At 50.8% G+C, this 11,132-nt stretch carries 10 protein-coding genes; 7 read left to right on the forward strand and 3 right to left on the reverse strand.

The features are described from left to right. Positions 1-9: 9 nt before the first annotated feature. Genes cas2 through cas1 form a run of 3 tightly spaced genes read right to left on the reverse strand, consistent with a single transcriptional unit; the run spans position 10 to position 2,501 of the window. Complete coding sequence (gene cas2 / locus K384_RS02275) at positions 10-507, reverse strand: CRISPR-associated endonuclease Cas2 (RefSeq protein WP_051633029.1); 498 nt, start codon at positions 505-507, stop codon at positions 10-12. Then, the gene (locus K384_RS02280; RefSeq protein WP_038028874.1) at positions 497-1,513 is read right to left on the reverse strand and encodes a hypothetical protein; all 1,017 of its coding nucleotides are present in this window, start codon (positions 1,511-1,513) and stop codon (positions 497-499) included. The genes cas2 and K384_RS02280 overlap by 11 nt, the downstream gene beginning before the upstream one ends. A gap of 4 nt (positions 1,514-1,517) precedes the next feature. Further along, entirely contained in the window at positions 1,518-2,501 is a 984-nt protein-coding gene (cas1, locus tag K384_RS02285; RefSeq protein ID WP_038028875.1) for a CRISPR-associated endonuclease Cas1, read from the reverse strand. 69 nt (positions 2,502-2,570) lie between these two features. Here cas1 and K384_RS13210 point away from each other — a divergent pair, with 69 nt between their 5' ends. Genes K384_RS13210 through K384_RS02320 form a run of 7 tightly spaced genes read left to right on the forward strand, consistent with a single transcriptional unit; the run spans position 2,571 to position 10,836 of the window. Continuing rightward, positions 2,571-3,299 carry a CRISPR-associated endonuclease Cas6 gene (locus K384_RS13210; RefSeq protein ID WP_051633030.1) on the forward strand — a complete coding sequence of 243 codons (729 nt, stop codon included), beginning with the start codon at positions 2,571-2,573 and terminating at the stop codon, positions 3,297-3,299. A 50-nt stretch (positions 3,300-3,349) separates the two neighbouring features. After that, positions 3,350-5,683 carry a type III-A CRISPR-associated protein Cas10/Csm1 gene (cas10, locus tag K384_RS02295; protein WP_038028878.1) on the forward strand — a complete coding sequence of 778 codons (2,334 nt, stop codon included), beginning with the start codon at positions 3,350-3,352 and terminating at the stop codon, positions 5,681-5,683. Between the two features lie 31 nt (positions 5,684-5,714). After that, positions 5,715-6,125 (forward strand): type III-A CRISPR-associated protein Csm2, encoded by a 411-nt coding sequence (csm2, locus tag K384_RS02300; protein ID WP_038028880.1) that lies wholly within the window; start codon positions 5,715-5,717, stop codon positions 6,123-6,125. A gap of 39 nt (positions 6,126-6,164) precedes the next feature. After that, the gene (csm3, locus tag K384_RS02305; protein WP_051633031.1) at positions 6,165-6,953 is read left to right on the forward strand and encodes a type III-A CRISPR-associated RAMP protein Csm3; all 789 of its coding nucleotides are present in this window, start codon (positions 6,165-6,167) and stop codon (positions 6,951-6,953) included. Between the two features lie 14 nt (positions 6,954-6,967). Continuing rightward, positions 6,968-8,044 carry a type III-A CRISPR-associated RAMP protein Csm4 gene (gene csm4, locus K384_RS02310; RefSeq protein WP_038028882.1) on the forward strand — a complete coding sequence of 359 codons (1,077 nt, stop codon included), beginning with the start codon at positions 6,968-6,970 and terminating at the stop codon, positions 8,042-8,044. A gap of 20 nt (positions 8,045-8,064) precedes the next feature. After that, positions 8,065-9,738, forward strand: coding sequence for a type III-A CRISPR-associated RAMP protein Csm5 (gene csm5, locus K384_RS02315; protein ID WP_038028884.1), 1,674 nt, complete (start codon positions 8,065-8,067; stop codon positions 9,736-9,738). Positions 9,739-9,756: 18 nt separating this feature from the next. Then, positions 9,757-10,836, forward strand: coding sequence for a Card1-like endonuclease domain-containing protein (locus K384_RS02320; protein WP_038028886.1), 1,080 nt, complete (start codon positions 9,757-9,759; stop codon positions 10,834-10,836). Positions 10,837-11,132: the final 296 nt, after the last annotated feature.

An 11,132-nucleotide genomic window follows, 5' to 3' on the forward strand; every position in this document is an offset into this window, starting at 1 on the left:
TCTTGTGTCCTAAAAAAAGAAAGTGTTGTTGTTGCCCAGCATGAGGTCTATTTGCAACTCCTTGCCTATGATTTTCATGCTGCGTAGCTCGTCACGGCTAAGCGGAAGCACCAATATGCTGTCTTGGTTTTCATACATTTCATTGACCGCCTGCAGATCTTCGCTTATTTGCTTGTAAGTCTGCGGAGGCAGATTGCCCAAATACACCGATTTCTGAATGCGCACCATTCCGTGTTCTATGAGATAGCGGGCAATGGCAGTGCGTATGCGGTTGTCTTGTATGTCATACATCACCACGAACAGCATACTAAATATTTTGGTGGGTTTTTGAAGAAAGTCAAATATCTTTTCAAGGCGTTGGTCGAGACTTTCGGGCAAGGGTGCTTCTTCGTCTGCTTCGCTGTCGTAGGGCGAAACCGAAAGCCCGGACTGCCGCAGTTGCTCTATCAGCTCAGACAAAGAAGGGGGGCGCTCGTCCTGTTCTTTGTCTTTGTCATTATTGTTCATCTTCCAACTGTTTGAGGTAATTCAAATACTCAATAATGCCTTCAATGATACGACGTGCTTCGGTCATCAGCCCTTCGTTTTGGCTGCTTTGTGGTGAGCCCAGCACACTGTAGCCATAATTGCTGTAATACACATTTAAAGCTGCGTGGCGCTGCTGCCCGGCACGTACTTTGATTTTCATGCCGTAGCGTATGCCGGCTGTGCTTTCTATTTCAATGCCATGTTGCCGCAGCTCTTCTTCTATGAACGGAAGCACCTTGCGCAGCGGTTTCATGATATGGGTGCGTTTTTTGCGTTGCCCGCGCACCGGCAAGCCCAAGCGCTGCTTGATGTGCCGGACAGTGGTTTTGGAGGGGGGCACCGCCTGCCTCTTGTATTCATGCCGGTTCAAACGCTGCACGAGCTCTACAACCTGCCGGTCGATGCCTTGCAAATAGTATTCGGGCAATATGGCGGGGGCTTGTTCATCATAATGGATGGGCATGCCCGGCATCAAGGGCAAGGGCAGGTAGGGTGGAAGCGGCGGCAGACAAATGCTTTCGTCTTGTTCTATGGAACGGGCTGTTTCGCAAGCAAGCACATAGCTCAAGAGGGCAGCTTGCCCGGCATTGGAAATGGGCGAAGCCAAACGGAACACCAGTGCCAAATAATGGGCAGGTGGATAGGCATAGAGCAGCACCGGTGGCTGCCGGCTTGCCCGAATGGCTTCATATAACCACAGCCGGTCGGTGTCTTCGGCAGGGCGAAGCATCGTTACCACATAGTGTTGCAGTAGGTAGTGTTCTTTTTTGGGTTGGGCAGGGTGAAAGAGAGCAGGCATCCACCAAGGCAGGGCAGCCTGCATATTGGTTTTTTGGGCATAACTCAACACCTGCCCTTCCTGAAAGGGGCGCATGGCTTGCAGCCACTCGCTACGCGGATGCAAAAGCGCATGGCTTAGTTGGGCTAAAGGAATCGCCTGCCATGCTGCTTGTGCATCGGCTTTCCATAATACAGGCTTCGACATACGCTCACAGGTCTGCGTCGAGAAGATACTGCGCCAGCCGCCGGGCATATAAGAGCAAGTGTTGTGAGCGGCTGCGGCTCAGCCCTTCCCACTCAATCACTTCTTCAAGATAGTCATTCATGCTCTGAATCACAATTCTTCTGCCCAAGTCTTCCAGCCAGAAGCTGCCGTCTTCTTTCTTCAAGAAACACTCATCGATGAAGGCCTGTTGGCGGCAAAGATACAGACACACATAGTCGGCCCACACACGAAACAACTCGATGACGTCGAACACCAGCACCGGGCGATTGTAGTTTTCTCTATGAAATACGCCCACATAAGGGTCCAAGCCGGCGCGTATGAGTGCAGACTCTATTTTGCCGTATAACATGCCGTAGGCGTAGTTGAGCACAGCATTGAAGCGGTCCTTGGCAGGGTGCTGACTGCGGCTCTCAAAGCGGTACGTTTCGGGCAACAAAAGCGACAGCACTTTGAAATAGGCTTTGGTTGCTGCCCCTTCCCAGCCGCGTAGTGCCGGAGCTATATCGCTGACACACAGGGCTTGCAGTTGGGCTATTTTGTTCAGGTAGTCGTTGCTTTTGCGCAAAGCAGCCTGCAGCTCGCGCTGCAAAGCGGGGGTGCCGTGGCAAAGTGCCTGTAACAAGTTTTGTTGGTTTTTAATCTTTTGTGTAATGACGTCCTTTATCCATTCTACGGCAAGTGGGCTGAAAGCAAAACTGATTTGCTTTTGTCTGATGGTGGAGATGCTACCGAATTTCACGTTCCATAGGCGTGCTATGGGCATGCCGTGTGCATCGCAAAAAACAATGTCTATATCGTGCTCTACAGCCAGCCGGGCGGCTTCGCTGCTGATGGTCGTGCCCCGCATAAGCACTATCTGCCGTATGCCTTCGGGCGGGATGGCTTGCTTGCCTTCGGTATTTTCTACCACAAACTGCCCTTGTTTAGCCGTGAGCAGGCAACCGTAGCTGTTCAAAATTATTTCCATATTTTTTGTTTTTTAAAAAAATCTTTCTAAAATCAATGCATTACTACATATCTCTTTGACCTTTATTTTATGAAAAACCTGAGAGTCAGTAAAATATTTTTTGAAGGGGAGGTACCCTTCGGCAAGTTGCGTGAGTTTCGTGCGGCGCTTGCTTCCCATGTGCGCGACCGGGTGCTATTCCACCATCATTTGGATGAGAACCGTTTTGTTTACCGTTATCCGCTCATTCAATACAAAACAATAAAGGGGCAGGTGGCTATGGTATGCCTCGAGCACGGCATCGAAGACTTCGTGCATTTTCTGGACCGCCAGCCCGAAGAAGTCAACCTGAACGGCTACCGCCTGCCGCTAAAGATAGCACGCGTGCAGATGCGCTATCACCACTTACGCATAGAGCCGGAAAAGCAATATACTTACCGTCTCTCGCGTTGGGTGGGGCTCAACCGCAACAACCACGATGACTACCACGCCGCCACAGACGATGCCACCCGCTTCCGTCTGCTCGAGCGCATGCTCACCGGCAACATACTAAGCTTTGCCAAGGGCGTGCAGTGGGCGGTCGATGAGGCTGTGCAGGTAGAAATACAACACATAGAACGAACCAAAAAACGATACTATAAAAAGCAAGCCTACCATACATTTGACCTGATATTCAGCTCAAATGTCTTCCTTCCGCACTACATAGGTTTGGGGCGTCATGCCAGCGTGGGTTTTGGGGTGGTGAGTGCCTACAAGCTTGCAGAAAAAGAAATTGAAGGGAACAATACCCTAAATTCAACGCAAGAAAAAGAGTCATAACAGCCGCTTTGCGGCATTTCTTCATAGAACCCACAACATAAACAAGACCTATGGCTTCTGTTGCAAAAGAATACCTGCATATTCTTTGGCAGGGCATCTACGATGTCTTGCGCATAGAAAAAAGCCCCGAAGAGGCACAAACCCTGTTGAGCGAATCCGCCAAAGGCTGTGGCTTGCAGCCCCCCGGCGACCTCGAAAGTCAACACAAAAGCATAAGCCGGGATGCCTGCTTGCGTTCTATCTTCGAGCGTGTGAAGCTGAACTACGGACTGCCGGGCAAGCCCTTTGCCTACCAGCCCATGCCTTTGTATGGCTGGAGCGAGCTGAAAAAGCTGCGTGAACAAGCACGTGAACAAGCAAAGGTAGAAGTGCTTTATTTTCCCCTCGAAGAAAACAAAGCAAAGCAAGAGGCGCCTAAAGATTATAAAAATCTGATACAGGACTTGACAGACGAGCTGCAAAGGATGGCACGCCTGCGCAGTGTGGAGGCATATAAAACCGTGCTCTTCGAGCTGTGCAAAAAATATATGTTTCGCTTGCCTGCACGCCACAGCACACAGCAAGGCGCAGAGTATATCAGTTTGTTCGACGAAGTGCGCGTGGCTGCCGCCAAACAGGCTATTGCTGTCAAGCAAAATACCACACCCGCACAAGCCCGTTATGTGCTGCTGAAGGGCGACTTCAAAGGCATTCAGGATTTTATTTACGGCGAGGTGTCGCAAGAAGAAGCCGGCGAAGGTAAAGGCACGGCGCGCAACCTGCGTGCCCGCTCTTTCCTGGTGAGCTTTCTTACTGACTATTTCGCCGGCTACATCCTTGAAACGCTGGGCTTGGAAGCCGCCAACCTGCTTTATGCCGGCGGTGGGCACTTCCTCTTGCTGGCGGGCGTGCTGCCCGAAGGCAAAAGCATAGACGACATAGAGCAGGAAATCAACAAGCTGTTGAAGCCGTTTGGAAGCGCCACTTTCTTGCTGGCAGCTGCCGGACCCGTCAGCGAGCAGGACCTCGACCAAAACTTCAGCGCTTTGATGCAGGAGCTGGGATTTAACCTGCAGCGCAAAAAAGCACAAGCCCACCTGCGGTACTTGGGCGATATGCTCATGCCCTTGGAAAAGCGCAAAGGCTACTCGCCGCCATTCATGAAGAATTTAGGCAGTGAGCTGCCTTACCTCGATGCGCTCATTGAACTGCACTTCGATAAGGATGCCTTAAGCGAAGACGAAAAGAAGAGCTTTGAGAAGGAAACACTCTTTCATTTAGAGACAAGCACGGGCATGCGCTACTTCTTGCCCTATTCCATAGGGCGCAAAGAGGTCTATAAGCCCAAACTATGGGAAAAGAAGCGTGCCTACAAGGTCATTTATCTGAATCACCCCAAGCCGACTGCCTACATCCCTTATGACAACGAATATACCGGCAGCTATACTTTTAAGCTTTTCGGTACGTATGCGCCAAGCAAAGAAAGATCGGTGAAAGAGGGGAGTAAAACAACTTATGTGAGCACCATGAGCTTTGCCGAGTTGGCAGCCCTGAGTTACAACGAAGACCAGCCCCTCAGCTACCCGCTGTTGGGCGTGCTGCGCCTCGATGTGGACAACCTCGGTGCCCTGTTTGAAATAGGCTTGGGCGAGAAAGCCTCGGTATTGCATACAGCTTCCCTTAGCCGCGAACTGGCATTTTTCTTCAGTCACTATGTCAATTATTTGGCGGAACAGTTTCAGGTGTATGTGCTCTATGCCGGCGGCGATGATGCTTTTGTGGTGGGTTCGTGGTACAATATCTTGCATTTTGCCGCCGAGCTGCGCCGGCGCTTCTCTGCTTTCTGTGCCGGAAACAAAGACCTGACCTTCAGTGCCGGCATTTTCTTCTGCCACGACCATTTCCCGGTGCCCAAATTTGCCGAATTGGCTGCCGAAGCCGAAGAAGCAGCCAAAGGGGTGCAGGCTCTGCGCAAAGAAGAGAGTCACACGAACGCCAAAAATGCCGTGTCGGTCTTTGGGGTAGTCATGGACTGGGCGCTTTACGCAGAAATGCTGGACTTTGCCCACACTTTGCTGCGGCACACTGCCACCCAAGAAGAAAGCAGTGCGAAAGAGGGAAAAGTAAGCCGCTCGATGGTGCACCGCATTCTGCAAATCATCAAGTCTTCTTTCAAAAACCAACAAGAGGTGGATGTGATGGCACTGCAGCGCAACATGGTGGGCTTGCACTATTGGTTTGCCCGTAAAGGCTATACCCACGACGTCATAGAGAAAGCCGAAGCAGAGGTGGTGAAAGAGGTCATCAAGGTAATACTGACGGCATTCTCGAAGCGTATGTTGCTGCGTGCTTACATCCTGCCCACTTCTTATGTGGTACTCAAAACACGCGAACTCAAGAACTGAGCATGTGCACAACAACAAAACATAAAAATCTATGACAAGCCATAAAGACCAAGCAACCCCGTCTTTGAAACTTCCCCAAGGTCCTATTGACCAATGGCAGGAAGAAGAGCTCATCCGGTGCAGCGAAGCGCTGGCAAAGAACATCAGCAAAGATGTGAAAACCAATCAGGTGCGCAACTTCTTCAGCGGTGTGTTGCGCATCAAAACCGACTTTGCGGTCAATCGCAAATATGAGGATGTACGCCTGGCGCTGCTTATGCTCAAACCCAAGCTCGCCTATGCCGCCGGCAGGCAAAATAAGGTAAAGAGCTTTGCCGAAGAAATGACAAAAGTGGTAGAGGCAACCCTCCAAGCCGGCAATGAAGAAGGGCTCAAGCGCTTTTTCCTCTTTGTAGAGTCGGTGGTGGCTTACCACAAATACTATGGCGGAAAAGACAACTAAGCAAAAAACAATCAACAAGCACTTAAAAACCGAACGAACATGAGCAATACCTCTCAATATCCGCAGTTTGTTGCCAACATCATTTTGCGTGGCAAAATAGAAGCCGTGACCGGTTTGCATATTGGCGGCTCGAAAGACAAGCTCGAAATCGGTGGGGTGGACTCGCCCGTGGTGCGCGACCCCCGCACCCGCTATCCCTATTTGCCCGGCAGTTCCATCAAAGGCAAGATGCGCAGCCTGCTGGAGTACTTCCTGGGCGTGGTGTCTGAAGACGGCAAAGTGTCGTCTGCCGACGAAGTGGTGCGCATTTTCGGCAAAAGTGCCGACGACGGCAGCGAGACAGGTCCCACCCGCCTGGTGGTGCGCGATGCCATGCCCGACAAAGCCACCGTGGAAATGTGGGAAAACCTCGACAGCGAACTACTCTATACCGAGTACAAATCGGAAAATACGCTCAACCGCCTGACCTCTGCTGCCAATCCCCGCTTTATTGAGCGCGTGGTGGCAGGCTCTACCTTCGACCTCGAAATGGTCTTTACTGTCCTTCGCATGAACGAAAACGATACCGTAGAAAAAATCAAGACCGAAGACCTCAAGCGCCTGTGCATCGCCTTGAAGCTGCTCGAAAGCAACTACTTAGGCAAGTCGGGCAGCCGTGGCTACGGCAAGGTGAAGTTTCATTTTGCAAAGCCGGTGGTGCTTTCCAAAGAAGACTACGAGCAGGGAGCAGAAAACAAGTTCGAAGAATTACAGGAAGAGCTTCATACCGGAGACTGCCCGCATACTACTAAAGACATCTACGAAGCAATCGTTAAACAACTACCCTAAAAAGCAAGCTTTCCATGACACAACTGAAAGTAATACGCTTGCGTCCGGAGAGCGCCTTCCGCACCGACCTGCGTTCCGATACCCTGTGGGGCTTGATTTGTTGGGGCATACGGGCGGTATATGGCAATGAGCGTCTCGAAGCTTTCTTGAATGCCTACCAACAGGGCGGGCAACCCCCGCTGCTGCTCAGTTCGGCTTTTCCCTATGTAAAAGACGAAAGCAACGGCGCGCACTTTGAATATTTCCTGCCCAAGCCTTTGTTTTTGCCGCAGGCAGAAGGCATGCGCAAAGGGGGTTCAATAGAAGAGCGCAAGGCAGAAGCCACCGGGCGCAAAAAGCTGAAGAAACTAAAATGGCTGCCCAAGCCCTATTTCGAAAAGCTGCTGGCAGCAGACGACAAGCGCCGGGCGCTGCAGGCTATCGTCGAGGAGCTCGAACAGGCAAAAGAGCCCCTTTCGGTGCGCATCCTTTCCGAAGAGCGTGTGCACATAGGCGTGAACCGCCTGACCGGTGGTACCAAAATAAAATCCGGTGCCGGCTTGGTCTTCCATGCCGAAGAAAAGCAGGTGATAGCCGAAAAACGGCGCAAAGGCAAGGTGTTGCCCCTCGAAGCCGGCTTGTATTTCCTTTACAGCGCTGCCGACCCCGCCACCGAACAGATGATGCTGGGTGCCCTGCGTTTTATGGCGCACATCGGCTTAGGTGGCAACCGCAGCATAGGCAAAGGCAAGTTCACGGTGGAGGCACCCGAAGCTTTCAAATTGCAGCCTCCTGCACAAGCCAATGCGCAGGTTACTTTGAGCCTGTGCCACCCCACCGAAGAAGAGGTGAAACAGATGCAAGCCCATCCGGCACTTACGGCTTATGAGCTGGAAACGCGGCAAGGCGAAACCGGCTTCCTCTATAACGCTACCAAGGTGGGAGTGCCCTGCCTAAGAGAAGGCAGTGTGTTGCCTGTCAAACCGGATGGTGCTTGTTACGGCACCCTCACCAAAGTAAGACCATTGCCTAAGTCCAAAGTGTCGCTTACTATTCCGCATGACCTGTTCCATTATGGTTTTGCTCTTACCATTCCTGCCTATTATTCATAACCCTGCTAAAGCCTGTTGCCATGAAAGTAGAACTGCGTGTATTGACCCCCGTGCATATCGGTTCCCAGTATGAATATCTGCCTTTCGATTATTTTATTTACCAAGACAAGGCCTATTTTCAATCCGATGCGCTCGTGCAGCGCTTTTTGAAAGAGGAAGCGCCCGCTTTGGTAGAAGCCTATGTGGAGCACGTAGAACAGTATGCCGGAAAGCTGGCTTCTTCTTCTCATAACCGGGAGCAGAACAAGCTGCGCAACGACAGCTCTTTTGCTGCCTTCTTACAGAAACAAGACCCCGCTTTGAGGAAAAAATTTGCAGAATGCCTCGAGAAGTGGGGGCGGCAAGGGGTGCCCTTGCGTAGCCCGGGCTACCCCGAGCAGCAAATCAGGGCGCATCAAAAAAGCAACGGGCTGCCCTACATCCCGGCTACTTCTTTGAAGGGCGCCATCCGCAGCGCTCTTTTGTTCGATTTTCTTACCCGCCGTGCCGATAAAAAGGACTTGGAAGATGCTATTCGAAGGGCTTTGCAGAAAGCTAAGGAAAAGAAGGTAAAAAAAGAAAGAATAGACGCCGGCATAGAGCACATGGCGTTTTATGCAGGTGTGGAAAAAAATAAACGCATCAATTACAAAGATGAAAAATTTGACGTGCTAAAGTTTTTGCGCCTGAGCGACCCCACACCCGACCGGCAGCAGGCACCGGCGCTCATGGTCGATAAAATCAAAATCTGTATCCTGCAAAAAGGGCAAATAGAAATACAAGAACAAGCCCCATGGGCAGAAGTGATAGCCGAAGAAAGCCGCTTTTACTTTGACTTGGACATAGACCTGCAGGCAATGGCTGCCCTGCGCAAGCTTTGGGATGCTTCCAATGACCAAATCCAGACCAAAGAAGGTATTATCTGGAAAGACATTGCACAAAAGATGCACCATGCTTTCAATTTCGACTGGAAGAGCTTTGACCCCGCCTCGACAGAAAGCATGCAGGCAGCCCGGAAAAAAATACTGACCCACATATGGAATGCCATCCGCGGCTTCTCGGCCGCACAGCTTAGCCACGACAGCCAATGGCTCGAAACCCTTGCACCTCATGCCCAATCGAACCGCATGCTGTTCAACGGACTGAAAAACACCTACAATAAACTTGCACAGCAGCTACAGCAGGCTTGCTTGCTGCATGTGGGTTATGCTACCGGCTTTCATGGCACCACTTCCTTCCTGGCATTTCACGAAATAAAAGACTACATCCGTTTATTAGAGCACTATAAAATAGGACTGCCACCTAAGGTAACTGCAGAAGGCAGTTATATGAAGCCTGCCCGCTTCCCCAAAAGCCGGCGTATTTTAAGCTCCACACAAGCCGATACTCCTATGGGCTGGATAGAGCTGCTCCCGGAAGAAGAAATAGAGCTGCAGGCAATGGAAGCGGAATTACAACAAGAAGAAACGCAGCCCACCCCCACACTTTACACCGGCAAAATAAAACGCGGGGCGGTGGTGCCGGCAGTGGTAGAAGAGCCCGGCAAGCCCAACAAAGTGCGCCTGCTCATTCAATATGAGCACTACGGGGGCGAACTTGTGCCTATGACCGGCTACAGCGCCGAACTCGAAAAAGGCACCCGCTGCGAAGTGTCTATCAATCAGCTGGACAAGAAGAAAAAGATTCTTCAGGTAGGATTCAAAAAAATAATGTAGCCTTAGCCCGGCTTGCTTATGGAAAAACTGCAAAACATACCACCCGGCAGTGTATTGGTTACTTTGGTCTCTGAGCAGACCATACCCAATGTGATGCTTATCAAACAACTGAAAGCAAAACTGCAAAATTACCTTTTCATTTACACCGAGCGCACCCGCCTGCACCTGCAATGGATACTCCAAGCTACCGGTCTGCAGACAGGCAACTACCGCATCTTTAGCATGCAAACCTTCCCGGAAGGCTATAGCGCCATTTTCAACGACTTGCAGACCTTCGTTGACGAAAAGATGCAGCTGCCGCCCCACACCCCTTTTCTGGTGAACCTGACCGGTGGCACCAAAATCATGAGTCTGGCGGTTTTCAACTATTTCAAACAACACTTCGACCTCAGCTATTTCTTCTATCTGCCCTTTGGGCGCAACCAAGTCAACGAAGTGTATCCCGCTTCTTCGGTCTATCCCTTGAGCATCAAACTCAGCCTCGAAGAATATTTCACCGCCTATGGCATGCACATACAAGCCAGCGGGGCAAGCGTGCCAAAAGAGTTGAGCACCCCGGAGCAGATGATGCAGGCGCTCAAAAAAGCCAAGTGGCAACTACCCGACAACAAAGCCGTGCAAGAAAACGCCGATATGAGCGAAGCAGAAAAAAAATACCTGACCGGCGAGTGGTTCGAGCTCTATTGTATGCTGCTGATTAAAAAAAGCCTCGGGCTGCCCGACAAGGCAATTGCCTGCGGCATCAAAGTGCAAAATATGGAGCTAAGCCCCGCTGAACGCTATGCCGCCAACAGCGACAACGAAATAGACATCGCCTTTGTATATGAAAACCGCCTTTACCTTGCCGAGTGCAAGGTGCTGCGGGGCAAAAGCGCAGCTACCAAAGTGCACAACGACGCTTTTTACCGCCTGACCACGGTAGCCCAACGCTTGGGAATTGCCTGCCGCAAAATGGTATTTGCATTGGTCGATTTGTCGGCACAGCGCGACTTCGTCGACCGCAAAGCCCGCCTTTTGGGCATCGACTATGTCGCCGACCTGAACGACTTTCGAAAAGACATGCAGCTCAAAAGCTTGTTTAAAAAAATTACCGGCTGATAGAACAGCTGCTTTTGCAAAGCCCCTCAGATAAAATAAAAGCGATAAAAGCTTGCATGATTTAAAATAATTTGCTAATATGCTTTCACTTTGCAGCTGGTTTACCGCATAGGCGGCAAGTAAAGATGTATGACAGCCGTGTACTGACATTTTGTACGAACGGCTGCATTTACCCGATGAATGAATACTCATTCCAAAACCCGCCCGACGAACGGAAGCCCGGCAAAGCACGTTCTTTGACATATTGTTTGGTGAAACCCTTGTTTTCTTAAAGAAAATTCCGGATAAAATTCCAA

The organism is Thermonema rossianum DSM 10300 (genome assembly GCF_000426825.1).
Taxonomy (GTDB): domain Bacteria; phylum Bacteroidota; class Bacteroidia; order Cytophagales; family Thermonemataceae; genus Thermonema; species Thermonema rossianum.